Consider the following 25,185-nt stretch of genomic DNA (forward strand, 5'->3'; position numbering starts at 1 on the left):
GCGGATTCTACGCCCTGAGCGGCTCAGGGCCCTGTTCATTGCCGGCTCATTCGCCGCGTTCCAGTCGGGCGATCTCCTCGGCACGTGCGGCCAGGATCAGCGCAGCGGCGCGCGCCTGATCCAGCCCTTCGATGCCGAAGTCCATGACCTCGTCGGCGGCCAGGTCGGACAGATCCTCACTGGTACGCACGCCGTGGCCGGCCAGCGCATACGCGGTGGCTTCGTCCATGCCCTTCAGGGACAGCAGGTCCTGCGCCGGCTGGCCGTCTTCAAGGCCTTCCTCGACTGCCAGGGCCTCATTGAGCAGCGCATCGCGGGCACGAGCGCGCAGCTCTTCGACGATGTCTTCGTCGAAACCTTCCACGGCCAGCAGTTCGCCGACCGGGACATATGCGATTTCCTCGACGGTGCCGAAGCCTTCGCTGACCAGGATGCCGGCGATTTCCTCGTCCACTTCCAGCTTGTCCATGAACAGCTGGCGGGCCGAAGCCTGCTCGGCCTCCGACTTGGCGGTGACCTGGTCCTGGGTCATCACGTTGAGCTGCCAGCCGGTCAGGCGGCTGGCCAGGCGCACGTTCTGGCCGCCCTTGCCGATCGCCTGGGCCAGGCGGTCTTCAGCGACAGCCAGGTCCATCGAGTGCTTGTCTTCATCGACGATGATCGACTGCACTTCAGCCGGCGCCATCGCGTTGATGACGAAGTTGGCCGGGTTGTCGTTCCACAGCACGATGTCCACGCGCTCGCCATTGAGCTCGTTGGACACGGCCTGCACGCGCGAACCGCGCATGCCGATGCAGGCACCGATCGGATCGGTGCGCTGGTCGTGGGCGAGCACGGCGATCTTGGCGCGGTCGCCCGGATCGCGGGCGCAGGCCTTGATTTCCACCAGGCCCTGGCCGACTTCCGGCACTTCCAGCTTGAACAGCTCGATCATGAATTCCGGGGCGGCGCGGCTGATGAACAGCTGCGGGCCACGCGGTTCCGAACGGACTTCGGCCAGGTAGCCGCGCACGCGGTCACCGGCGCGCAGCACGTCGCGCGGAATGCCCTTGTCCTTCGGGATGAAGCCTTCGGCGTTGCCACCGAGGTCGACATAGATGTTGCCGCGCTCGGCGCGCTTGACCACGCCGGTGATCAGCTCACCCACGCGATCCTTCCATGCATCCACGACCTGCTGGCGCTCGGCTTCGCGCACGCGCTGGACGATGACCTGCTTGGCGGCCTGGGCAGCAATGCGGCCGAAGTCCGGGTTCTCGATCTGCTCTTCGATGTAGTCGCCGACGTCCACGCCTTCGGCTTCATCGACGGCGTCCATCAGGCGGATCTGGCGGTCCGGCGATTCCATGACCACGTCATCGGCCACCACTTCCCAGCGGCGGAAGGTTTCGTAGCTGCCATCCTTGTGGTCGATGACCACGCGGGTCAGCACTTCCTCGTCGGGATAGCGCTTCTTCGCTGCCGAGGCCAGGGCGGCCTCGATGGCATCGAAGATCACTTCACGCGGCACGCCCTTCTCGTTGGCGACCGCGTCGACTACCAGCAACAGTTCCTTGCTCATTGGCTCACTCCGCGCGCGGCTTCTTTGCCGCCGGCTCGTTGGAAGAAGAATTCGTGTTCGGCTTCGGACGCTTCGGTGCCGGACCGGTCGGCTTGCTCGGGGCCAGCCCCAGCGCCACCCAGTCGGGCATGATCCGTGCCTTGTCGATGTTGTCGGCCGACACGACCACTTCGGCCTTGTCGACGATGAAGGTGATGGCACCTGCGGTCTCGTCGATGGCTTCGATGCGGCCCTGCAGGCGGCGACGGTTGTCCTGCGGCAGCTTCAGCGTGACCTTGGCCATTTCGCCGAAGTGACGGCCGAACTGCTCCAGGTTGAACAGCGGACGATCGACGCCCGGCGAAGACACTTCCAGCGTGTAGTTGCCGCTGATCGGGTCTTCGACGTCCATCTGTGCCGACACTTCGCGGCTGACCCGCTCGCAGTCGTCGACATTGATGATGCGCTCGGGCTGTTCAGCCAGCGGCACGTCGATGTAAAGGCGCAGGGTCGCACCGCCGGGGGCCGGCAGATACTCAACGCCCAGCAGCTCCAGGCCCAGCGACACAACGGTCGGGGCGAGCAGATTCGCGATGTCGGTTGCCTTGTCGCTCACAGCCTGCCTTGATCTCTTGGTTGGGTGCCGGCCTTGGCCGGCATGGAAACATGACGCCCCGGAAACGACAAAGGGCCCGCTGGGGCCCCTTTTCCGGAAAGACTCCGGTGACTGGATTCCGGTTGCAACCTGCAGTGCCTGCCGGTTGCGGCCCTCCTTCCGGGTCCGGACTCCCGCTGGGAGGCCGCCTTCAGGGGTATTGCTAGGCCGCTGATGATAGCGACTGCACCGCGCTGGTGCAAGGCTTGGACCCGCCTGAAACCGGCCGCTTCGCTCGCCGGGCATGGCCCGGCGGATCAACCAGAGCCGCAAAGAAAAACGCCCTCGAAGCAGGACTTCGAAGGCGATCTCTTTACTTGGTAGCGGGGGCAGGATTTGAACCTGCGACCTTCGGGTTATGAGCCCGACGAGCTGCCAGACTGCTCCACCCCGCATCAGAAGCGGAATTATGAGGCATAACTTCAAAACCTGCAAGCTTTTCCTCATTCATCGAACTGGTTGGCGCCGATTCGATGTGTTGGTAGCGGGGGCAGGATTTGAACCTGCGACCTTCGGGTTATGAGCCCGACGAGCTGCCAGACTGCTCCACCCCGCACCGGAAGTGTTTGAACTGCTGCCCTGCTCTTTCGAGGAGGGCTACCGCAACGATGTTCTGGCTGAACCGCTGCAGTGACAACTCAGGCTGCGCATATTACACGAATCGCGCAGCTTTGTGTCAACTTTTATGCAAGATGCGCAAATGCCTGCTGGCACCAGACCATGATCGGGTTCCATGCCAGGCCCAGCGCCAGCAGCGCCAGCGCGTTCACGCCCAGGACCAGGCCCAGCACGCGGTCGTTGCTGCGCGGCATGGCCTCGCCCACCGGCTCATCGAAGTACATGACCTTGATGACGCGCAGGTAGTAGAAGCAGCCGACCACGGCACACAGCACGCCGAGAATGGCCAGCCACAGCAGGCCACCGTTGACGGCCGCGCCCAGCACCGCCAGCTTGGTCCAGAAGCCCAGGAACGGCGGGATGCCAGCCAGCGACGCCATGATGCACAGCACCAGGCCGGCCATCCACGGGTTGCGGGCATTGAGGCCCTTGAAGTCTTCGATGTTCTCGGCTTCGAAGCCGGCACGCGACAGCGCGATGATCGCGCCGAAGGCGGCGGTCGACATGATGGCGTAGGCCAGTGCGTAGAACAGTGCGGCGGCATAGCCCTGCGAGCCGCCACCGGCAATGCCCATCAGCAGGAAGCCGATGTGCGAGACGGTGGAAAACGCCAGCATGCGCTTGAGGTTGCTCTGCGCGATGGCCATCAGGTTGCCGATGACCAGCGAGACCGCCGCCAGGCCGGCGATCAGCAGCTGCAGTTCGGTCGACAGCGGGCCCACGCCCATTTCCAGCAGGCGGTAGGCCATGCCGAAGGCGGCCAGCTTCGGCGCCGAGCTGATGAACAGTGCGATCGGTGCCGGGGCACCCTGGTACACGTCCGGCAGCCACATGTGGAACGGCGCGGCACCCAGCTTGAAGGCGACGCCGGCGATCATGAAGACCGCACCGGTGATCAGCAGCACGCGCTCTTCCGAGTGCGGGATGGCCTCGCGGATGACGTCCAGGTGGAGGCTGCCGGTGGCGCCGTAGATCAGCGACATGCCGTACAGCAGCAGGCCAGAAGCCAGCGAACCCAGCACGATGTACTTCATCGCCGCTTCCGAGGCCAGGCCGTTCTCACGGTTGCTGGCAACCAGCGCGTAGGAGCACAGCGCCAGCAGTTCCAGGCCCAGGTAGACCATCAGCAGGCTGCCGGCCGAGACCAGGATCATCATGCCGGCGGTGCCGAACAGGATCAGCACCGGGATCTCGCCCTGGAACAGGTTGCGGTCGCGCAGGTAGCGCCAGCCGTAGACCAGGGTCAGGCCGCTGAGCAGCACGATCCCGGTCTTCATCACGTCCGCGGCGGTATCACGCACGAACATGCCATGGAAGACCTCCCCCTGCCCGCCCACGCCGGTGGCCAGCATGAACAGCACCACGGCCAGCGCAGCGAGCGAGAACAGGTGGGTGACGATCTTGTTCCGGTTGCTGACGAACAGGTCGAGGATCATCAGGGCGAAGGCGCTACCGATCAGCACCAGCTCGGGAGCGAGCGGTGGCAGGTCAGCGGCGGTCAATGGCAGCAGCGGCGAGGTGGTCATCATCAAATCCTGGAATTACAGCAGCTTGCTGGATGCGATCTGCATCGCCAGCTTCGCGATCGAGGGCTCCATCAGGTCGGTCAGCGGCTTGGGGTAGATGCCCAGGGCCAGCACGCCGATGGCGAACACGCCCAGCACCAGCCACTCGCGGCCGTTGATGTCCTTCAGTTCGGCAACATGGCTGTTGGCCACTTCACCGAAGAAGATGCGCTTGTACAGCCACAGGGTGTAGGCGGCGCCGATGATCAGGGTGGTGGCCGCGCCCAGCGCGATCCACGGATTACGCTGGAAGGCCGCAAGGATGACCATGAACTCGCCGACGAAACCGCTGGTGCCCGGCAGGCCTGCATTGGCCATGAAGAACAGCATGGCGAAGGTCGCAAACCAGGGCATCACGTTGACCACGCCGCCGTAATCGGCGATGCGGCGGCTGTGCATGCGGTCGTACAGCACGCCGACGCTGGAGAACATCGCACCGGACACGAAGCCGTGCGAGATCATCTGCACCATGGCGCCCTGCAGGCCCAGGCGGGCGGCATCGGCGTTGCCGGCTTCACGCACCAGCCACAGGGCAATGAATGTGCCCAGGGTGACGAAGCCCATGTGCGCGATCGACGAATAGGCGATCAGCTTCTTCATGTCGTCCTGCACCAGGGCGACGAGGCCGACGTAGATCACCGCGATCAGCGACAGCGCGATCACCAGCCACGCCCATTCCTGCGACGCGTCCGGGACGATCGGCAGGTTGAAGCGCAGGAAGCCGTAGCCACCGATCTTCAGGGCGATGGCGGCCAGGATCACCGAACCGGCGGTCGGCGCTTCCACGTGGGCATCCGGCAGCCAGGTGTGGACCGGGAACATCGGCACCTTGACCGCGAAGGCGATCAGGAAGGCGAAGAAGATCCAGGTCTGTTCCTTGGCCGACAGCGGCAGCGCGTACAGGTCGGCCAGCTGGAAGCTGCCGCCCTTCATGTACAGGTAGATCAGCGCCACCAGCATCAGCACCGAGCCGAGGAAGGTGTACAGGAAGAACTTCAGCGCGGCGTAGATGCGACGCGGGCCACCCCAGACACCGATGATCAGGAACATCGGGATCAGCATCGCCTCGAAGAACACGTAGAACAGCATCGCGTCCGTGGCCGAGAAGATACCGACCGTGACGCCTTCCAGGATCAGGAAGGCGGCCACGTACTGGTTGACGCGCTTGTCGATGGCGCTCCAGGCGCCGATCAGGGCAAGCACGCTGACCAGGGTGGTCAGCAGGATCAGCGCCACGGCGATGCCGTCCACGCCCAGGTTGTAGCCGATCTTGTACGCCGGGATCCAGGCATGGGTCTCGACGAACTGCAGACCGTCGATGCCCGCGTTGTAGCCGCTCAGCAGCGAGAGGCTCGCCACGAACGTCAGCACCGCTACGCCCAGCGACGCCCAGCGGGCGGTCTGCGCATCACGGATCGCAAGGATCAGGGCGCCACCGATGATCGGCAGCCAGATGAGGACACTGAGTAGAGGCCAGTTCGACACGTCTTCTTATTCCGTACAGGTCATCAACGCAGGTAATGCATCAGCACGCCCAGAAGGGCAATCAGGCCGATGATCATCGCGAAGGCGTAGTGATAGAGGAAACCGGATTGGGTACGACGCAGCACGCCGGCTGCGACGTCCACAACACGTGCCGAAAGATTGACCACGCCGTCGACGATGTTGCTGTCGATCCAGCGTGCGACCTTGCCCAGCTTGACGCTGCCACCGGCAAAGCCATCGATCCACAGCTTGTCGAAGCCGTACTTGTTTTCCAGCACCGACACCAGCGGAGCGAAGGTCTTGCGCGCCTTGCCCGACAGGTCCGGCTTCCACAGGTAGAACAGCGCAGCCAGCAGGAAGCCCGCCAGGGTCAGCCAGAACGGCGGCAGCATCATGCCGTGCAGCGCGAACGCCACCGGCCCGTGGAACTCTTCGCCCAGGAAGGCAACGGTGTTCTTGGCCGGATCGTAGAAATCGACGATGCCGGTGAAGAACGTGTTGACCTGGCCCTTGATTGCGTCGTGTGCATGGTGGCCGGCCCAGTCGGTGCCGTGCAGCATCGGACCGATGCTGAAGAAACCGATGGCGATCGACGGGATGGCCAGCAGGATCAGCGGCAGGGTCACCACCCACGGGGTTTCGTGCGGCTCATGCGGACCGTGGCCATGGCCGTGGTCGTCATGGTGCGCGTCCCCATGATGGGCATCAGCAGGGTGCGCATCTGCGGCGTGGTGATCGTCATGGGCATGGCCGTGATCATCATGCACGTCGCGGAAGCGCTCCTTGCCGTGGAAGGTCAGGAACAGCAGGCGGAAGCTGTAGAAGCTGGTCACCAGCACGCCACCCAGCACTGCCCAGTAGCCATAGGTGGCCACCCAGCTGTTCTGCATGTGGGCGTGGATCTCGGCCGCCTCGATGATGGTGTCCTTCGAGTAGAAGCCGGAGAAGAACGGCGTACCGACCAGGGCCAGGGTACCGATCCACATGGTGACGAAGGTGATCGGCATGTACTTGCGCAGGCCGCCCATCTTGCGCATGTCCTGCTCGTGGTGCATCGCGATGATGACCGAGCCGGCACCCAGGAACAGCAGCGCCTTGAAGAAGGCGTGGGTCATCAGGTGGAACACGGCGGCCGAGTACGCCGACACGCCCAGTGCAACCGTCATGTAGCCCAGCTGCGACAGCGTGGAGTACGCGACGACGCGCTTGATGTCGTTCTGCACGATGCCGATCAGGCCGGTGAAGAACGCGGTGGTGGCACCGATGAACAGGATGAAGTTCAGCGCGGTCTGCGACAGCTCGAACAGCGGCGACATGCGGGTGACCATGAAGATACCGGCGGTCACCATCGTCGCGGCGTGGATCAGTGCCGAGATCGGGGTCGGGCCTTCCATCGAGTCCGGCAGCCACACGTGCAGCGGGACCTGGGCCGACTTGCCCATGGCACCGATGAACAGGCAGATGCAGATGACGGTGGCGATCGACCAGATCACCGGCTCGTTCAGCAGCTGCATGCCGAACATGGTGCCGTCCCAGATCTGCAGCTGGGCGCGCGGGTCAGCCAGCATGCCGGCCTGCGAGAACACCTGCGAGTAGTCCAGTGTGCCGAACACCCACAGCACGCCGGCGATACCGAGCAGGAAGCCGAAGTCACCAACGCGATTGACCAGGAACGCCTTCATGTTGGCGAAGATCGCAGTCGGGCGCTTGAACCAGAAGCCGATCAGCAGGTACGACACCAGGCCCACCGCTTCCCAGCCGAAGAACAGCTGCAGGAAGTTGTTGCTCATCACCAGGGTGAGCATCGAGAAGGTGAACAGCGAGATGTAGCTGAAGAACCGCTGGTAGCCCGGATCGTCCTGCATGTAGCCGATCGTGTAGATGTGGACCAGCAGCGACACGAAGGTCACCACCACCATCATCATCGCGGTCAGCTTGTCGACCATGAAACCGACGTGGGCCGAGTACTGGCCGACTTCGAAGAACGTGTAGATGTTCTGGTTGAACGGCTGCGCACCGCCCCACAGCAACTGGTAGAGCGTGTACATCGACAGGCCGCAGGCAACCGCGACGCCGAGGATGGTGATGGTCTGCGCGCCGAAGCGCTTGACCTGGCGACCGAACAGGCCGGCGATGATGCTGCCGAACAGCGGTGCAAGCACCACTGCGATCAACAGACTCTTGGAGAGAGTGATTTCCATCTGTGGATCAGCCCTTCAACGAATCGACTTCGCCGACATTGATCGTGCGGCGGGTACGGAACAGGGTCACCAGGATCGCCAGGCCGATGGCGGCTTCCGCGGCGGCGACGGTCAGGATGAAGAACACGAACAGCTGGCCGGACGGATCGCCCAGCTGACGCGAGAAGCCGACGAAGTTGATGTTCACCGACAGCAGCATCAATTCGATCGACATCAGCAGGACGATGACGTTCTTCCGGTTGAGGAAGATGCCGGCCAGGCTGATGGCAAACAGCACCGCGCCCAGCGCAAGGATGTGGCCAAGGGTAATCACGGCTGGGTCTCCTCGCCGGCGGCCGGCTTGCTGTTGCTGTGCACGACCGGCGCTTCGGCGCCCATCTTGACCATGCGCAGGCGCTGGCCGGCCTTGACCATGGTCTGCTCACCCGGGTTCTGGCTCTTCACGCCGGTACGGCGGCGCAAGGTCAGCATCACGGCGGCAACCACGGCCACGGTCAGGATGACGGCGGCGAACTCGAACGGCAGCAGGTACTCAGTGAACAGCGTACGCGCCAGCCAGGTGACGTTGGAGCTGTCGGCAGCGACCGCGGCGGCGTTGTCGGCCGGGAACGGGTTGACCGCCCTGCCCTTCACGCCGATCAGGATCAGCATCTGCACCAGCATCGCCACGGCAACAATGAGACCGACCGGCAGGTAGCGGACCCAGCCCTCACGCAGCTTGGTGGGGTCGATGTCGAGCATCATCACCACGAACAGGAACAGCACCATCACCGCGCCGACGTAGACCAGCACCAGCGCCACGCCGAGGAACTCGGCGCCGACCAGCAGCCACACGCAGGCAATGGAGAAGAAGGTCAGCACCAGGCAGAGCACGGCGTGAACCGGGTTGCGCACGCTGATCACCGCACCGGCCGAAACCGTTGCCGCGATGGCGAACACCCAGAAAGCGATATTTACCCAATCCATCTCTCGACCTCAGCGGTAAGCGGCATCGGCGGCGCGACGCTCGGCGATCTCGGACTCGAGACGGTCGCCCAGGGCCAGCAGCTGCGGCTTGGTAACGATGTTTTCGCCACGATTCTCGAAGTGATACTCGAGGATGTGGGTTTCGACGATCGAGTCCACCGGGCAGCTTTCTTCGCAGAAGCCGCAGAAGATGCACTTGAACAGATCGATGTCATAGCGCGTGGTACGGCGGGTGCCGTCTTCGCGCTTGGCCGAGTCGATGGTGATGGCCAATGCAGGGCACACCGCTTCGCACAGCTTGCAGGCGATGCAGCGCTCTTCACCGTTGGGGTAACGGCGCAGGGCGTGCAGTCCACGGAAGCGCGGCGACTGCGGGAACTTCTCCATCGGGTACATCATCGTGTACTTGGGCTTGAAGCTGTACTTCAGCGTCAGCCAAAGGCCGCCAAGCAGTTCGAGCAGCAGCAGGCTCTTGAAGTAATGGGTAATCCTGTTCATCACTTAGACGCCCTTTTGAATCACGCCGAAGAACACCATGACGGCGGTAACCGCGATCCACAGAATGGCCAGCGGGATGAAGACCTTCCAGCCCAGGCGCATGATCTGGTCATAGCGGAAGCGCGGGAAGCTGGCACGGAACCAGATGTAGGCACTGGCGAAGAAGAACACCTTGACGAACAGCCACGGTGCACCGCCCTTCCAGATCCAGTCGACCAGCGGCGAGACGTCGCCGAAGTTGACCCAGCCCTGGATGGGGCTCAGCCAGCCGCCGAGGAAGAAGATCGAGATCAGGAAGCTGATCAGGATCATGTTGGCGTATTCGGCCAGGAAGAACAGCGCGAACGCACCGCCCGAGTACTCGACCATGTGGCCAGCGACGATTTCCGATTCACCTTCCACCACGTCGAACGGCGCGCGGTTGGTTTCGGCAACGCCCGACACCCAGTAGATGACGAACAGCGGGAACAGCGGCAGCAGGAACCAGTCGAAGAAACCGGAATTGCCGGCCTGCGCCATCACGATGTTGCTCAGGTTCAGGCTGCCCGACGCGATCATCACGCCGACCAGGGCGAAGCCCATGGCGATTTCGTAGCTGATCATCTGCGCCGAGGCGCGCATCGCACCCAGGAACGCATACTTCGAGTTGGATGCCCAACCGGCCAGGATGATGCCGTAGATGCCCAGCGAGGTCATCGCCAGCAGGTACAGCAGGCCGGCGTTGGCGTTGGACAGCACGATCTGCGAATCGAAGGGGACCACCGACCAGGCCGCGAAGGCCGGAGCCAGGGTGATCAGCGGGGCCAGCAGGTAGATCGCCTTGTTGGCGCTGCTCGGCTGGACCACTTCCTTGAACAGCAGCTTGAAGACGTCGGCGAAGGCCTGGAAGATACCCATGCCCACGTACATCGGGCCGTGGCGGACGTGCATCCAGCCGATCAGCTTGCGTTCCCAGACCACGTAGAAGGCCACCGAGATGATCACCGGCACGGTGATCACCAGGATCTTCAGGATGATCCAGATCAGCGCGCCGATGTCACCAAGGCCAAGCAGCCACTGGTGCAGCGGATCGACCGCGTTCAACAGCAATTCGTTCATGCAGCCACCACCGTTACGCGAGCGGCACCCAGCGGCGCGGTCGCGCCGTGGCCCGATTCAATCCAGACCGAACCCGCAGCGACGCGGGCGTCGATCACCACCGGCAGGGTGGCCTTGCCGGCATCGGTGCCGACCTTGGCCATCTGCCCTTCCTGCAGCTGCAGGCGAGCGGCATCTTCAGCGTTCAGCACGATGCGCGGGGCGTTGTTGAGCGGATGCGACTGCAGCGCCGGGGCGCGACGGACCACCGCATCGGTGCGGTAGATCGCGGCGGTCGAAGCCACTTCCAAGCCTTCGCCGGCAACCACCGGCTGTGCCGAGGCGGCAACGGCGACCGACACCGGGGCCAGGCTGGCGCGCAGGCCGGCCAGGTCGGTGAAGTCGAAACCGGCTACCGCCAGCTCACCGCCCAGGGCGCGCAGCACGCGCCAGCCCTCACGGGCCTCGCCCGGCAGCTTGCCGCCGGCACGCGCCGACTGCTCGCGACCATCGAGGTTGGTCAGGGTGGCGTCGATTTCCGGCAGCGCACCGATCGGCAGGATCACGTCGGCAACGTCGCGGGTGGAGACGCAGGCGAACTGGCTGAAGGCCACCACCTTGGCGCCGACCAGCGCCTTGCGCGCGGCGGGGGCGTCGGCGAAGTCCAGACCCGGCTCCAGGCCGTACACCACGTAGGCCTGGCGCGGCTGCGCCAGCATTGCGGCGACGTCCTTGCCGGCCGGCAGCACGCCTGCGCGGGTCAGGCCAACGGCGTTGGCACCCTGCGGGATGCGGCACAGCTTGGCACCGGTCGCAGCGGCGAAGTCACGCGCGGCGGCGCGGATCGCGGCAGCCTGCGGGTGGTTTTCGGCGATGCCACCGACGATCAGCACGGTGTTGTTGCCGCCCTGCACCGCCGAACGCAGCTCGGCGTTGGCCAGCGCGTCGACGAACTTTGACGGCGCGACGATCTGCTTGCCGGCGATGCTGAAGGCGAAGTCGAAGTCCACCGGGTTGACGACGTGGATCTTCGCGCCGTTGGTGGTCTGCGCCTTGCGCAGGCGAGCGTGCAGCAGCGGCAGTTCGTGGCGGATGTTGCTGCCCAGAACGACGATGCGGTCGGCGCCTTCGATCTCGGCGAGCGGCAGGCCGAACACTTCGGCGGTTGCGGCGTCGGAGAAATCCCGGTTGTTGATGCGGTGGTCGATGTTGCTCGAGCCCAGGCCCTTGGCCAGGCGGGCCAGCAGCGCGCCTTCCTCGTTCGAGGTGGACGGGTGCACCAGCACGCCCAGGTTGTCGCCCTGGTTGGCCTTGAGGATCTCGGCGGCCGCGGCCAGGCCTTCGGCCCAGCTCACTTCCTTCCACTCGCCATTGACCTTGCGCAGCGGCTTGACCGCACGGTCTTCGCTGTACAGGCCCTGGTGCGAGTAGCGGTCACGGTCGGACAGCCAGCACTCGTTCACCGCTTCGTTGTCGCGCGGCACGGTGCGCAGCACTTCGCCGCGACGCACGTGCAGGAACAGGTTCGAACCCATCGCGTCGTGGTAACCCAGCGATTCGCGCGCGGTCAGTTCCCACGGGCGGGCGCGGAACTGGAACACCTTGTTGGTCAGCGCGCCGACCGGGCAGACGTCGACGACGTTGCCGGACAGCTCGGTGGTCAGCGGCTTGCCGTCGAAGGTACCGATCTGCAGGTTCTCACCGCGGTACATGCCACCCAGTTCATAGGTACCGGCAACGTCGGCGGTGAAGCGGACGCAGCGGGTGCACTGGATGCAGCGGGTCATCTCGGTGGCGACCAGCGGGCCCATGTCCTCGTCCGGCACCACGCGCTTGCGCTCGTTGAAGCGGCTGACCGAACGGCCATAGCCCAGCGACACGTCCTGCAGCTCGCACTCGCCGCCCTGATCGCAGATCGGGCAGTCCAGCGGGTGGTTGATGAGCAGGAACTCCATCACCGAGCGCTGGAACTTCAGTGCCTTCTCGCTGCGGGTGGCGACCTTCATGCCATCCATCACCGGGGTGGCACAGGCCGGCGCCGGCTTCGGCGACTTTTCCACGTCCACCAGGCACATGCGGCAGTTGGCGGCGATCGGCAGCTTCTCGTGGTAGCAGAAGCGCGGAATCGAAATGCCGGCCTTGTCGGCCGCCTGGATGATCATCGAACCCTTGGGCACGACCAGCGACTTGCCATCGATTTCGATGGTCACGTGATCCGGTGGCACGTTCGGGTTTACGGGTTGCGCGCTCATGCGGCGGCTGCCTCCACCTTCTTGCCGTCAACCATCGAATGACCGTTGACGATGTAGTACTCGAATTCGTCCCAGAACTGGCGCAGGAAGCCCTGGATGGGCCATGCAGCCGCTTCACCGAACGCACAGATGGTGTGGCCTTCGATCTGGCCGGCCACCGCCTTCAGCTGGTGCAGGTCTTCCATCGTGGCCTTGCCGGCGACGATGCGCTCCAGCACGCGGTGCATCCAGCCGGTGCCTTCACGGCACGGGGTGCACTGGCCGCACGATTCCTTGTGGAAGAACTGGCTGATGCGGCAGGCGAACTTGACGCAGCAGACGCTGTCGTCGAGCACCACGATCGCACCCGAACCCAGGCCGGAGCCCAGCGCACGGATGGTGTCGTAGTCCATCGGCAGATCCTGCAGCTCGGCCGCGGTCAGTACCGGCATCGACACGCCGCCCGGGATCGCGCCCTTGAGGGTGCGGCCCGGACGCAGGCCACCGGCCATTTCCAGCAGGTCGTGGAACTTGGTGCCCAGCGGCACTTCGAAGTTGCCGCCGTTCTGCACGCAGCCGGACACCGAGAAGCACTTCGGGCCGCCGTTGGCGGTCAGGCTCAGGCCCTTGAACCACTCCGGACCGTTGCGGATGATCGCCGGCACCGAACCATAGGTTTCGGTGTTGTTGATCGTCGACGGCTTGCCGTACAGGCCGAAGTTGGCCGGGAACGGCGGCTTGTAGCGCGGCTGGCCCTTCTTGCCTTCCAGCGATTCCATCAGCGCGGTTTCTTCGCCGCAGATGTACGCGCCGGCGCCCAGCGCACCGTAGATGTCGATGTCCACGCCCGAGCCCATCACATTCTTGCCCAGCCAGCCATTTGCATAGGCGTCGGCCAGGGCCTGCTCGAAGTGCTCGAACGGCTCGTGGTGGAACTCACCGCGCAGGTAGTTGTAACCCACGGTCGAACCGGTGGCGTAGCAGGCGATCGCCATGCCTTCCACCACCGAATGCGGGTTGTAGCGCAGGATGTCGCGATCCTTGCAGGTGCCCGGCTCGGATTCGTCCGAGTTGCAGAGGATGTACTTCTGCATGTTGCCCTTGGGCATGAAGGACCACTTCAGGCCGGTCGGGAAGCCTGCGCCACCGCGGCCACGCAGGCCCGAGGCCTTGACCATCTCGATGACCTGCTCCGGCGGGATCTTCTCTTCGAGGATCTTGCGCAGGGCGGCGTAGCCACCGGTCTTCAGGTAGCTTTCGTACGACCACGGGGTGTCGTAATGCAGGGTGGTGTAGACCACCTGGTGCGGCAGCGGCGCGGGGCCGACCGGACCCTTGGATTCGTGGTGATGTGCCATGCCCTTACTCCAGCCCGTCCAGCAGCTCGTCGACCTTTTCCAGGGTCAGACGCTCATGGTAGTGACCGTTGATGACCATCATCGGCGCGCCACCGCAGCCGGCCAGGCACTCTTCCTCGCGCTTGAGGTAGACGCGGCCGTCCGGGGTCGATTCACCGTGCTTGATGCCCAGCTTCTTCTCGCAATGGCGGACGATGTCCTCGGCGCCATTGAGCCAGCAGCTGATGTTGGTGCAGATGGCCACGTTGTTGCGGCCCACCTTCTCGGTCTCGAACATCGAGTAGAAGCTGGCGACCTCGTAGGCCCACACCGGCGGCAGGTCCAGGTACTTGGCCACGCCGGCGATCAGTTCGTCGGTCAGCCAGCCCTCGTTCTGCTCCTGGGCCGCATGCAGGCCCTGCAGCACGGCAGAGCGCTTGCGGTCCGGCGGGAACTTGGACAGCCAGTGATCGATGTGAGCGCGGGTCTTGTCGCTCAGCACCACCATCGGGTCGACGTCGCGCGCCGCCTCGAAATTACCTGTCGCCTTCATCGGCCGACCTCAGCGAAATGCATAACGTGAAATTCCAGAAACTGCGGCGCCGGCTTGCGCCGGCTGCCTGCAGCGGGCGTTGGCGTGGCGGACGGCATTACCGGTCAACCTCGCCGAACACCAGGTCGTAGGTACCGATCATCGCCACCACGTCGGCCAGCATGTGGCCGCGCACGATCGAATCGATCGAGGACAGGTGGGCGAAGCCCGGTGCACGCAGGTGCACGCGGAACGGCTTGTTGGCGCCATCAGAGACCAGGTAGCAGCCGAACTCGCCCTTGGGCGCTTCCACTGCCGCGTAGGTTTCCCCGGCCGGCACGCAATAGCCTTCGCTGAACAGCTTGAAGTGGTGGATCAGCGCTTCCATGTCGTCCTTCATGTCCTCGCGCTTGGGCGGAGCGACCTTGAAGTTCTTGACCATGACCGGGCCGGGGTTGGCCTTCAGCCACGCCACGCACTGCTTGATGATGCGGTTGGACTCGCGCATTTCGGCAACGCGGACCAGGTAGCGGTCGTAGCAGTCGCCTTCCTTGCCCAGCGGGATGTCGAAATCGACGGCATCGTACTTGGCATACGGACGCTTCTTGCGAAGGTCCCAGGCAATGCCCGAGCCACGCAGCATCACGCCGGTCATGCCCCACTGGTGGGCCAGTTCCGGAGTGACCACGCCGATGCCGACGGTACGCTGCTTCCAGATACGGTTGTCGGTCAGCAGGGTTTCGTATTCGTCGATGCGCTTGGGGAACTCGACGGTGAAGTTCTCCAGGAAGTCCAGCAGCGAGCCTTCGCGCGAAGCATTGAGCTGCTTCAGCGCCTTGCCCTTGTGCCAGCGCGATTCCTTGTACTTCGGCATGTGGTCCGGCAGGTCGCGGTAGACACCGCCCGGACGGTAGTACGCCGCGTGCATGCGCGCGCCGGAGACCGCTTCATAGCAGTCCATCAGCTCTTCGCGCTCGCGGAAGGCATACAGCATCACCGCCATCGCACCCAGGTCGAGCGCGTTGGAGCCCAGCCACATCAGGTGGTTGAGGATGCGGGTGATTTCGTCGTACATGGTGCGGATGTACTGCGCACGCTCCGGCGCTTCGATGCCCATCAGGGTCTCGATCGCGCGCACGTAGGCGTGCTCGTTGCACATCATCGACACGTAATCCAGGCGATCCATGTAGCCGATCGACTGGTTGAACGGCTTGGACTCGGCCAGCTTTTCGGTACCACGGTGCAGCAGACCCACGTGCGGGTCGGCGCGCATGATGGTTTCGCCGTCCATTTCCAGGATCAGGCGCAGCACACCGTGCGCGGCCGGATGCTGCGGGCCGAAGTTCATGGTGTAGTTGCGGATTTCCTGCCGGCTTTCGGCGGCGTTGCTGGCGAAGGCTTCGCCGGCCTGGTGTACGTGGCTCACTTCACTGCCTCCTGCGCGCGCTCACCTTCTGCGGTCTGCAGACGGGCGTCGTCGCGGATCACGCGCGGCACGCCGACACGCGGCTCCACCGAGGTGACCGGTTCGTAGATCACGCGCTTCTTTTCTTCGTCGTAGCGGACTTCGACATTGCCGATCAGCGGGAAGTCCTTGCGGAACGGATGGCCGACGAAACCGTAGTCGGTCAGGATCCGGCGCAGGTCCGGGTGGCCTTCGAAGATCACGCCGTACAGGTCGAACGCTTCGCGCTCGAACCAGTTCAGGCCCGGCCAGATGCCGGTCAGCGAGGACACCACCGGCAGCGCTTCGTCAGGGGCGAAGCAGCGCAGGTGCATCATCAGGTTGTGCTGGTACGAACGCAGCTGGGCGACCACGGCGAAGCGCTGGGTCGGCATGTGCTGCGGGCGGGCACCGTCGGCACCGTTTTCCTCGGTGGGGAACTCGCCCCACGCGAAACGGCCCTGGGCCTTGCCTTCGACGCCACGGCTGAAGCCCTGCGAGGACACGTCGGCGGTGTCCCATTCGTCGGAGCCATAACCGAGGTAGTCGACGCCGCAGAGATCCACGGCCTGCTCGAAACCAAACTCGTCACGCAGCGCCAGGGCGGTGGCGTGCCACTCGGCGGCAGGCACTTCCAGCGTCACTTCGCCGCGGGGTTCGACCACGATGACCTTCGCACCTGCGAAACGTGCGGAGAGTCGGTCGATGAAGGATGCTTGCTCTGCCATGGGGGCTTGGCGCGCTCTTGTCAGGTGAAGGGGTCAGCGGGCGATGGTCTGTGTACGCCAGATCTTCTTCTGCAGCTGCAGGATCCCGTACACCAGCGCCTCGGCGGTCGGCGGGCAGCCCGGGACGTAGACGTCCACCGGCACCACGCGATCACAGCCGCGCACCACAGAATAGGAGTAGTGGTAATAGCCGCCACCATTGGCGCAGCTACCCATCGAGATGACCCACTTCGGGTCCGGCATCTGGTCGTAGACCTTGCGCAGCGCCGGGGCCATCTTGTTGACCAGGGTACCGGCCACGATCATCACGTCGGACTGACGCGGCGACGGGCGGAACACCACGCCGTAGCGGTCAAGGTCCAGGCGCGCGGCGCCGGCATGCATCATCTCGACCGCGCAGCAGGCCAGACCGAAGGTCATCGGCCACATCGAGCCGGTGCGCGCCCAGTTCAGCAGTGCATCGACGCTGGTGGTGACGAAGCCCTTTTCCAGCAGCGGGTTGTCGCCTTCCGGCCGCAGGATGTCATCAACCCGGCCTTCCGGCGTGGGGTTGTTCATGAGGCCATCGAGAGTCTGAATCACTCCCATTCCAGCGCTCCCTTCTTCCAGACGTAAATGAAACCGAGGAACAGCATGCCGACGAACAGGCCCATGGTGATGAGCGAACGGGCACCCAGCTCCATGAAGACCTGGGTCCACGGCACGATGAAGATGATTTCCAGGTCGAAGACGATGAACTGGATCGCGATCAGGTAATAGCGCACGTCGAACTTCATGCGCGCGTCTTCGAAGGCCTCGAAGCCGCACTCGTACGGCGACAGCTTTTCCAGATCGGGGCGGCGGGGACCGAGGAATCGACCAACCAGCATCAGCGTAATGCCGATACCGGTGGCAACGATCAGAAACAGCAGAGACGGCAAATATTCGGCCAGCACAGCGATTCTCTCTTGCCTCTGCCGCCGCGCCTGCAGGCGCTTTGGCATGGGGGAGTGGACGGGAATCTGCCTGGCGCCTTGCGCGCCAGACGAACCCGCTTTACTTACAAATGGTGCCCAAGAGGGGACTCGAACCCCTACGACTTGCGTCGCTACCACCTCAAGGTAGTGCGTCTACCAATTCCGCCACCTGGGCAAACGATCACATCAGACTATCTTCCCGATGCGCCGCGTATTGTAACCGGCTTCAGTCTTTCTGGGAGCCTTCCGAAGGCTTTTCTTCACCAGAAACCGAAGATTCCGCCTGAGCCGGCACATTCGCGGCCGGAACCGGGGCGGCCGGGACCGCATCGGCCTTCGGAACGGCCGGCAGTTCGCCCGCCGGAGCCGCCGGAGCGACTGCCGCCGGGGCGGACATCAGGCCCAGATCCTGGTCGGCCGCCGGGCGGCTGCCATGACCGGCATACCAGGCCATGAAGAGGCTGATGCCGAAGAACACGACAGCCAGCCACTTGGTCGACTTGGACAGGAAGTTCGAGGCGCCGCGCGCACCGAACACCGTACCCGAGGCACCGGCACCAAAGCCCGAACCCGCCGCCGCACCCGAGCCACGCTGCATCAGGATCAGCGCGATCATGGCCACAGCGACCAGCACGTAGACGACATTGAGGATCAACATCAGCATTGGAAACCGCCCTCGGACAAAACTTCTAGGATTAGTTCGCGGCCGCCGCCCGTGCGATGGCCAGGAAGTCCGCGGCCACCAGGGAGGCGCCGCCGACCAGCCCACCATCGACATCCGGCTGCGCGAACAGTTCCCCGGCATTGTCGGGCTTCACGCTACCGCCGTAAACAATGGGCAGTGAATCAGCGATTCTAGCATCGATACGCGCGACTTCGCCACGGATGAACGCGTGCACCTGCTGCGCCTGCTCCTTGGTGGCGGTACGGCCGGTACCGATGGCCCAGACCGGCTCGTAGGCGACCACGGCCCTGGCGAAACCGGCCGCGCCGACCAGCTCCAGCACCGGCGCCAGCTGGCTGGCGATGACCGCTTCGGTCTGCCCGGCCTCGCGCTGCTCCAGGGTCTCGCCCACGCACAGCACCGGCACCAGGCCGGCGTGCTGGGCGGCGGCGAACTTGCGTGCGACCAGCTCGCTGCTTTCGTGGTGGTACTGGCGGCGCTCGGAATGGCCGACCAAGCCATAGCGGGCGCCGACCTCGACCAGCATGGCGGCGCAGACCTCGCCGGTGTAGGCGCCCTTCTCGTTGCTGCTCACGTCCTGCGCGCCAAAGGCCAGGCCGGTATCACCAAAGTCCTCGACCAGCTCCCCGAGGTAGGGCAGCGGCGGCAGGATCACCACGTCCACCCCCTCCAGCGGCAGCCCGGCGGCGACCTGCCCCAGCAGTTCATTGGCGAATTGACGGCTGCCATGCAGCTTCCAGTTTCCGGCGACGATCTTGCGGCGCATGAGCGGGTGGCTCCTGTGTGAAGTCAGCCGGTCATGATACCCGTTACGGCAAAAATCCGTTTCCGTGTAAGCGGTTACATGGGTTTTCAGCCAACGGCGCAGCCTCTCGTGGCGGGGGTGGGGTTGGGTTGGTCGCGGAGAGCCCGGTTGGATTTGGGGCTTGGCCGGGCGGGTGGGACTGCGCAGGGGGCGCTGCAAGTCCCCCTCCGGGGCCCGGCCCAGCCGCTGGCGGCTGTGCGTTCGGGCGCTTGCGAAGCAGTGCTTCGCAAGCAAAGCGCCCTCACCCCTGTAAGCTCGGTCGCCGCTTGCTCGTGGGCGCTGTCCTGCACACACGAGCAAGACCCGGGTTGGGCGTCCTGCCCAACGCGCCCGAGGCATGCCTCGGGCCCATGCGGCTCACGCCCCTGCGCAGCCCCACCCGCCCGGCCTCTGACACATTCCGGCGGTTCCGCCCGCCACGGAAAGAAATAAGAAGATCAAAAGCAAAAGCAGCAGTGCGGATAGCTGCCCGCACCCATGGCGTGGATCTACCGTGTCGACCAAGGTCGACACCTACCGGAAATCGCGATTTACCCACCGTCACCGGGAAACTGTCGAAGGCGGGGAGGTGTCGGATGGCGGGGTGTCCGCGGCATGGATGCCGCGGCCAAGCCCCCAGGACGGGTTCACGGCGTCCCCGCCATCCGACACCTCCCCGCCTCCCCACGGAACATCCCAGAGCCGCTTTGGCTTTGGCTTTGGCTTTGGCCTCTGCGGGTGCAGGGCGCAGCCCTGCTAAAGAAAAAGGCCGCCTTTCAGCGGCCTCACTTCTCATTACTTCAGCTTGATCTCGCGCAGGCGTTCCTCGAGGAAGCCGTGGGCGGTGATCGCCTCCGGGTACCGGCTCGGGTTCTCCGGGGTGATGCAGGACGGCAGCACGTCGATCAGATAGTCCGGGTTCGGATGCAGGAAGAACGGCACCGAGTAGCGCGGCTGGCGCGCCAGCTCACCCGGGGGGTTGACCACGCGGTGGATGGTCGACGGGTACACGTGGTTGGTCAGGCGCTGCAGCATGTCGCCGATGTTGACCACGATGGTGTCCGCGTCCGAGGTGAACGGCACCCACTCGCCCTCGTGCGACTGCACTTCCAGGCCCGCGGCGCTGGCGCCGACCAGCAGGGTGATGAAGTTGATGTCGCCATGCGCGCCGGCGCGCACGTTCGGGATGTCGTCGGTGGTGATCGGCGGGTAGTGGATCGGGCGCAGGATCGAGTTGCCGAAGTTGGTCTTGTCGGCGAAGAAGTCTTCCGGCAGGCCGATGTGCAGGGCCAGCGCCGACAGTACGCGCGAACCCAGGTTGTCCAGCGCCTGGTACAGGCCGTAACCGCGCTCGCGGAAGCCCTCGACCTCGGTCGGCCACAGGTTCGGCGCCATCACGTCGCGGTACTTGGAGTCGTCGGCGATCTCGCGACCGATGTGCCAGAACTCCTTCAGGTCGAAATGCTTGGAGCCCTTGGCGGTCTCCACGCCGAACGGGGTGTAGCCGCGGGCGCCGCCACTGCCGGCCACGTGGTACTTGCGCTTGACCTCCTCCGGCAGGGCGAAGAAGGCCTTGAAGGCATCGTAGGCCGCGTCGATGTCGGCCTGCGGGATGCCGTGGTTGCGGATGCCCGCGAATCCCCATTGGCGGTAGGCCGCGCCCAGCTCGGCCACGAAGGCCTCGCGGTCGCTGTCGAAACGGGTGATGTCGAGGGTGGGGATCTGGCTCACAGCGGTTCCTGGCTTGTCGTTGGGTCTGGAAGGGCCAGCGCATTCATGGCCCACCTGAACATTGTGACAGATCGCCCGGGGGACGCCACTCGATACGAAGAAACAAACCGATACAATGCGCAACCCGCGCGCGGATTAACGATTCCGTCACAACCGGGACTCCCGCCCCTGCTCCACCTGCCGCCTCCGTCCTTCATGCGCCCTGCTGCTCCTTCTGCCAACACCTCCCTGCCCTCAGGCCCGGCACGTCACTGGCGCCGATTGGCCTGGTGGTCGCTGTTCGTGGCCGGCAACGCGCTGCTGGCGATGGCGATCACGCTCGGCAACGTACCGCTGGCCGACAACCCCGGTGGCGCAATCGGCCTGGTTTACCTGTCCGTCGCTCTGCCGGGGCATCTGCTCGCCTTCGGTGCCCTCGCAGGCCTGCTGCCGCTGCTGCTGGGCCTGTGGCAGCGCAGCGCGCGCACGCTGAGCATCAGCGCCGTGCTGCTGCAGGGCCTGTGGCTGTGCCTGCTGCTGGTTGATGCGAAGGTTTTCACTCTGTATCGGTTCCACCTCAATGCCATGGTGGTGAACATGGTGTTCGGCGGCGCGCTGCAGGACCAGGTCGCGTTGTCCTGGAAAACCTGGCTGCAGGCCGGACTGCTGGTCGCCGCCATCTTCGCCGCCGAAGGCCTGCTGGCCTGGGCATGCTGGAAGCTGTTGCCCGCCCTGCCCCGCCGCCGCCGGGTCCTGCAGGCCTGGGCGGTGGTCGCTCTGCTGATGGGGGGGGCCAGGTCGCCACCGCCTACTACGATGCCCGCGGCGACCGCGACGTCATCGCGCAGTGGAACTACCTGCCCTGGGCGCAGCCGATCACCGCCAAGAGCTTCATGCGCAAACTGGGCGTTGTCAGCGAACAGCAGGCCGGCCTGCCTGACCCGCGGCATGCGCAGCTGCTGTATCCGCTGCAGCCCCTGCGCTGCCAGAACCCACATCGGCCGAATGTGCTGATGGTGGTGCTGGAGTCGCTGCGCCAGGACGCCATGACGCCGCAGCTGATGCCCAATACGACGGCACTGGCACAGGCTTCGCGCGTGTACGACCAGCATTTCAGCACCGGCAACGCCACCCGCTACGGCCTGTTCGGCCTGCTCTACGGCCTGCCCGGCGGCTACTGGCAGAGCATGCTGGACGAACAGCGCGGCTCGCAGCTGTTCCAGGTGCTGGGCCAGCAGGGCTACGACCTGCACCTGTACGGCAGCGCGCCGCTGTACAGCCCGGAGTTCGACCGCACCGCCTTCGCCGACGTACGCGACCAGCTGCACCAGGGCCCCTCCGCCCTGACACCCGACAAGCGTGACGCAGCCATCGTCACCGCGCTGCAGAGCGACATCCGCACCAGCCAGGCCGCGCAGCACCCGTGGTTCGGCTTCGTGTTCCTCGACTCCACCCACGCCGGCTACCACCTGCCCGCCAGCTACCCGCCGGTGGCCACGCCGATGGCCAAGGAGATCGACTTCCTGTCCTTCGGCCCGGACCACGACCCGACGCCGGAGCTCAACCGCTACCGCACCGCCGTGCACTACGCCGACAGCCTGATCGGCTCGCTGCTGGACGACCTTCGCGCACAAGGCCTGGCCGAGAACACCATCGTGCTGGTCACCGGTGACCATGCCGAAGAGTTCAACGACCTCAAGCTGAACTACTGGGGCCACAACGGCAACTTCTCCGACTACCAGCTGCAGGTGCCGTTCGTGCTGCACTGGCCAGGCCAGCCCAGCGGCCATGAGATGCGCACCAGTTCGCATGAGGACTGGGTGCCGACGTTGATGCGCCACGCACTGGGCTGCGAGAACGCACTGAGCGACTTCAGTACTGGCCAGGACCTGCTGGCCGCGCCCACCACCAGCGAACGTGCGCTGGTGGTGGAGAGCTGGTCGCAGCGCGCGGTACGCCATGGCGATGCCATCTACGTGTTCGACAAGTTCGGCAACGCCACCGCGCTCGACCGGCACTACCGTCCGCTGCCGCAGCAGGCGCCGGACGCCGCCGCCATCCGCTCCGCATGGGAAGCGCTGACCCGCTTCCGCAACCGCTGAACTTCAAGGACCGATCCTGCATGAACCGTCCGCTGCGCATCCTGCATACCGAAGCCGCCAAGGGAATGGGCGGGCAGGAGATCTACATCTTCCGGCACATGCAGGTGATGCGCGCGCGTGGCCATGAAGTGTCGTTGCTGTGCCAGCCCGATGCGCGCCTGGCCACACTGGCACGCGACGACGGTTTCACCGTGCATACGCTGCGCATGGGAGGCCTGGCACGCCTGCTGCGCGGCGTGTGGTCGGTATCGCGACTGGTGCGCCGCGAACGCTACGACGTGGTCAACACCACCAGCCGCCGCGATGCGCTGATCGCCGCCGCCGGTGCACGCCTGGGCGGCACGCCGCTGGTGGTGCGCTCACGCCACCTGATGAGCCCGGTCAATTCGCTGCTGACCTATACCGGGCTTCCGCACCGGGTGTTGACCGTCAGCAGCTTCGTCAAGCAGCTGCTGGCCGACCGTGGCATTCCGGCCGAGCGCATCGGCATCGTGCCGCCTATCGCGGTTCCGCCGCGCTGGAGCGAGATCCGCAAGGCCGATCCCTGGCAGTGCCTGCAGGACGCGCGCGCGCAGGTGCGTGCCGAGCTCGGTTTCGGCGAACAGGACATCGTGGTCGGCTGCGTGGCGGTACTGCGCGAGCCCAAGGGCCATGCCGACCTGCTGCAGGCGATGATCCCGCTGTGCAAGGCCAACCCGGACCTGCACCTGGTGATCGTCGGTGATGGCCAGGCCGTGACGGAACGACTGCAGGCGATGTGCGCCGAGCACGGCCTGCAGCGCCAGGTGCACCTGCTCGGCTACCGCGATGGAGCCTGCCGGCTGATGGCCGGCTTCGACATCTTCGCGCTGGCCTCGCACAAGGAAGCGGCCGGCACCGTGTTCCTGGAAGCGGCTTATGTGGGCGTACCGATCGTAGCCACGCGGGTGGGTGGCGTGCCGGAGATGGTGGTCGATGGCAGCAATGCGATCCTCACCCGTTTGGGAGACAATGCCGCCCTGACAGGTGCCTTGCGCCTGCTGGTGGACGACCCGGAACGGCGGCGGCAGATGGGCCGCGCTGGCTGGGACTGGATGCACGGCGCACACCGCTTCACGCCGGACGGCCACGGTGAAGCCACCGAACACTACTACCACCAGTGGCTGAAGGAGCTGGGACATGGCTGATGCGCGAACCGTTCCGGTGCTGATGCACCACCATGTCAGCCCTTCGCCGGGCATGATCACCGTGTCGCCGGAAAACTTCGAAAGCCAGATCGCGTGGCTGGCAGGCAATGGCTGGACCTCACTGACGCTGGACCAGTACGCCGGCTTCCTGGCCGGCAAGCCGGTGCCGCGCAAGTCGATCGTCATCACCTTCGACGATGGCTACCTGGACAACTGGGTGTATGCCCATCCGATCCTGCAGAAGTACGGCATGCATGCCGTGGTGTTCGTGGTCACCGGCTGGATGGGCGAAGGCCCGGAACGTCCGCATGCCGGCATTGCCGGAGCGACGCTGCCGTCGACGCCGGACCATCGCGGCTGCGAAGCGGCGATCTACGAGCAGGACCGCAGTGACGACGTGATGATGCGCTGGAGCGAAGCACGTGCGGCCATCGCCGCCGGCACCTTCGAAGTGCATTGCCACACCCATACCCACACCCGCTGGCTGCGCCGTGACGATCTGGACCGTGCGCAGCGCCGCGCGGGCCTGAGCCGGGATCTGGCGATCTCGCGCGAAGTCCTGCAGGACAAGCTTGGCGACGTGTCCGATACCTTGTGCTGGCCGTACGGTGATTTCGACCAGGATCACATCGAAGTGGCGCGCGAGCAGGGCTTCCGCTACCTGCACACTACCCACCCGTTCGGCCGCAACGTGATCGGTGGCGACCCGGAACGCATCTATCGTTTTGCGATCCGCAACCGCCCGGCCAACTGGCTGCGCAAGCGCATCCGCCTGAGTTACAACCCGCTGATCGCGCCGCTGTTCAATGGGTTCAAGGCACGCCAGAAGAAGATGGTGCCGGGGCCCTGAGCACGCCATCCTCCCGGGCCGCCGCAAAAGAAAACGCCCCGGAATTCCGGGGCGCTTT

Annotated in this window: 21 protein-coding genes, 3 tRNA genes and 1 pseudogene; 3 read left to right on the forward strand and 22 right to left on the reverse strand. The window is 65.0% G+C overall.

The window, feature by feature from the left end:
- Nucleotides 1–46: 46 nt before the first annotated feature.
- The 22 genes from nusA to ACZK4Z_RS15865 all read right to left on the reverse strand — a co-directional run bounded on the left by nusA (nt 47) and on the right by ACZK4Z_RS15865 (nt 21,030).
- Nucleotides 47–1,558 carry a transcription termination factor NusA gene (gene nusA, locus ACZK4Z_RS15760; protein ID WP_005410449.1) on the reverse strand — a complete coding sequence of 504 codons (1,512 nt, stop codon included), beginning with the start codon at nt 1,556–1,558 and terminating at the stop codon, nt 47–49.
- A gap of 4 nt (nt 1,559–1,562) precedes the next feature.
- Nucleotides 1,563–2,153, reverse strand: a complete 591-nt coding sequence (rimP, locus tag ACZK4Z_RS15765) for a ribosome maturation factor RimP (protein WP_478450904.1) — start codon at nt 2,151–2,153, stop codon at nt 1,563–1,565.
- 357 nt (nt 2,154–2,510) lie between these two features.
- A tRNA-Met gene (locus ACZK4Z_RS15770) sits at nt 2,511–2,587 on the reverse strand.
- A gap of 84 nt (nt 2,588–2,671) precedes the next feature.
- A tRNA-Met gene (locus tag ACZK4Z_RS15775) sits at nt 2,672–2,748 on the reverse strand.
- 127 nt (nt 2,749–2,875) lie between these two features.
- Nucleotides 2,876–4,336 carry an NADH-quinone oxidoreductase subunit NuoN gene (gene nuoN, locus ACZK4Z_RS15780; protein ID WP_032128648.1) on the reverse strand — a complete coding sequence of 487 codons (1,461 nt, stop codon included), beginning with the start codon at nt 4,334–4,336 and terminating at the stop codon, nt 2,876–2,878.
- 15 nt (nt 4,337–4,351) lie between these two features.
- Complete coding sequence (locus ACZK4Z_RS15785; protein ID WP_032128647.1) at nt 4,352–5,860, reverse strand: NADH-quinone oxidoreductase subunit M; 1,509 nt, start codon at nt 5,858–5,860, stop codon at nt 4,352–4,354.
- Nucleotides 5,861–5,883: 23 nt separating this feature from the next.
- Nucleotides 5,884–8,061 (reverse strand): NADH-quinone oxidoreductase subunit L, encoded by a 2,178-nt coding sequence (gene nuoL / locus ACZK4Z_RS15790; RefSeq protein WP_121504565.1) that lies wholly within the window; start codon nt 8,059–8,061, stop codon nt 5,884–5,886.
- Between the two features lie 7 nt (nt 8,062–8,068).
- Nucleotides 8,069–8,374, reverse strand: a complete 306-nt coding sequence (gene nuoK, locus ACZK4Z_RS15795; protein WP_005417921.1) for an NADH-quinone oxidoreductase subunit NuoK — start codon at nt 8,372–8,374, stop codon at nt 8,069–8,071.
- Entirely contained in the window at nt 8,371–9,027 is a 657-nt protein-coding gene (locus ACZK4Z_RS15800) for an NADH-quinone oxidoreductase subunit J (protein WP_032128645.1), read from the reverse strand. The genes nuoK and ACZK4Z_RS15800 overlap by 4 nt, the downstream gene beginning before the upstream one ends.
- Before the next feature lie 9 nt (nt 9,028–9,036).
- A complete protein-coding gene (gene nuoI, locus ACZK4Z_RS15805; RefSeq protein WP_006381128.1) occupies nt 9,037–9,525 on the reverse strand; it encodes an NADH-quinone oxidoreductase subunit NuoI in 489 nt (162 codons plus the stop codon).
- A 3-nt stretch (nt 9,526–9,528) separates the two neighbouring features.
- Nucleotides 9,529–10,623, reverse strand: a complete 1,095-nt coding sequence (gene nuoH, locus ACZK4Z_RS15810) for an NADH-quinone oxidoreductase subunit NuoH (RefSeq protein ID WP_006381129.1) — start codon at nt 10,621–10,623, stop codon at nt 9,529–9,531.
- Entirely contained in the window at nt 10,620–12,854 is a 2,235-nt protein-coding gene (nuoG, locus tag ACZK4Z_RS15815; RefSeq protein WP_006381130.1) for an NADH-quinone oxidoreductase subunit NuoG, read from the reverse strand. The genes nuoH and nuoG overlap by 4 nt, the downstream gene beginning before the upstream one ends.
- Nucleotides 12,851–14,191, reverse strand: coding sequence for an NADH-quinone oxidoreductase subunit NuoF (gene nuoF, locus ACZK4Z_RS15820; protein ID WP_006381131.1), 1,341 nt, complete (start codon nt 14,189–14,191; stop codon nt 12,851–12,853). The genes nuoG and nuoF overlap by 4 nt, the downstream gene beginning before the upstream one ends.
- 4 nt (nt 14,192–14,195) lie before the next feature.
- Nucleotides 14,196–14,723 carry an NADH-quinone oxidoreductase subunit NuoE gene (nuoE, locus tag ACZK4Z_RS15825; RefSeq protein WP_006381132.1) on the reverse strand — a complete coding sequence of 176 codons (528 nt, stop codon included), beginning with the start codon at nt 14,721–14,723 and terminating at the stop codon, nt 14,196–14,198.
- Nucleotides 14,724–14,820: 97 nt separating this feature from the next.
- Nucleotides 14,821–16,128 carry an NADH-quinone oxidoreductase subunit D gene (locus ACZK4Z_RS15830; RefSeq protein ID WP_006458796.1) on the reverse strand — a complete coding sequence of 436 codons (1,308 nt, stop codon included), beginning with the start codon at nt 16,126–16,128 and terminating at the stop codon, nt 14,821–14,823.
- The gene (locus ACZK4Z_RS15835) at nt 16,125–16,874 is read right to left on the reverse strand and encodes an NADH-quinone oxidoreductase subunit C (protein WP_005410462.1); all 750 of its coding nucleotides are present in this window, start codon (nt 16,872–16,874) and stop codon (nt 16,125–16,127) included. The genes ACZK4Z_RS15830 and ACZK4Z_RS15835 overlap by 4 nt, the downstream gene beginning before the upstream one ends.
- A gap of 33 nt (nt 16,875–16,907) precedes the next feature.
- Nucleotides 16,908–17,462 carry a NuoB/complex I 20 kDa subunit family protein gene (locus ACZK4Z_RS15840; protein WP_005410463.1) on the reverse strand — a complete coding sequence of 185 codons (555 nt, stop codon included), beginning with the start codon at nt 17,460–17,462 and terminating at the stop codon, nt 16,908–16,910.
- Nucleotides 17,453–17,809, reverse strand: a complete 357-nt coding sequence (locus ACZK4Z_RS15845; protein ID WP_008265012.1) for an NADH-quinone oxidoreductase subunit A — start codon at nt 17,807–17,809, stop codon at nt 17,453–17,455. Before ACZK4Z_RS15845 ends, ACZK4Z_RS15840 begins: the two co-directional genes overlap by 10 nt.
- Nucleotides 17,810–17,920: 111 nt before the next feature.
- A tRNA-Leu gene (locus tag ACZK4Z_RS15850) sits at nt 17,921–18,005 on the reverse strand.
- Nucleotides 18,006–18,056: 51 nt separating this feature from the next.
- Nucleotides 18,057–18,494 carry a preprotein translocase subunit SecG gene (gene secG / locus ACZK4Z_RS15855; protein WP_010486424.1) on the reverse strand — a complete coding sequence of 146 codons (438 nt, stop codon included), beginning with the start codon at nt 18,492–18,494 and terminating at the stop codon, nt 18,057–18,059.
- 31 nt (nt 18,495–18,525) lie between these two features.
- Nucleotides 18,526–19,281, reverse strand: a complete 756-nt coding sequence (tpiA, locus tag ACZK4Z_RS15860; protein ID WP_478450905.1) for a triose-phosphate isomerase — start codon at nt 19,279–19,281, stop codon at nt 18,526–18,528.
- A gap of 813 nt (nt 19,282–20,094) precedes the next feature.
- Nucleotides 20,095–21,030 carry an isopenicillin N synthase family dioxygenase gene (locus ACZK4Z_RS15865; protein WP_032128257.1) on the reverse strand — a complete coding sequence of 312 codons (936 nt, stop codon included), beginning with the start codon at nt 21,028–21,030 and terminating at the stop codon, nt 20,095–20,097.
- Between the two features lie 195 nt (nt 21,031–21,225).
- Here ACZK4Z_RS15865 and ACZK4Z_RS15870 point away from each other — a divergent pair.
- The 3 genes and pseudogenes from ACZK4Z_RS15870 to ACZK4Z_RS15880 all read left to right on the forward strand — a co-directional run bounded on the left by ACZK4Z_RS15870 (nt 21,226) and on the right by ACZK4Z_RS15880 (nt 25,127).
- Nucleotides 21,226–23,111: pseudogene (locus ACZK4Z_RS15870) on the forward strand (DUF3413 domain-containing protein).
- A 20-nt stretch (nt 23,112–23,131) separates the two neighbouring features.
- Nucleotides 23,132–24,277, forward strand: a complete 1,146-nt coding sequence (locus ACZK4Z_RS15875; protein ID WP_032128255.1) for a glycosyltransferase family 4 protein — start codon at nt 23,132–23,134, stop codon at nt 24,275–24,277.
- Nucleotides 24,270–25,127, forward strand: a complete 858-nt coding sequence (locus tag ACZK4Z_RS15880) for a polysaccharide deacetylase family protein (RefSeq protein WP_032128254.1) — start codon at nt 24,270–24,272, stop codon at nt 25,125–25,127. Before ACZK4Z_RS15875 ends, ACZK4Z_RS15880 begins: the two co-directional genes overlap by 8 nt.
- Nucleotides 25,128–25,185: the final 58 nt, after the last annotated feature.

The sequence above is a fragment of the Stenotrophomonas sp. 71799_Sma genome (genome assembly GCF_056482505.1).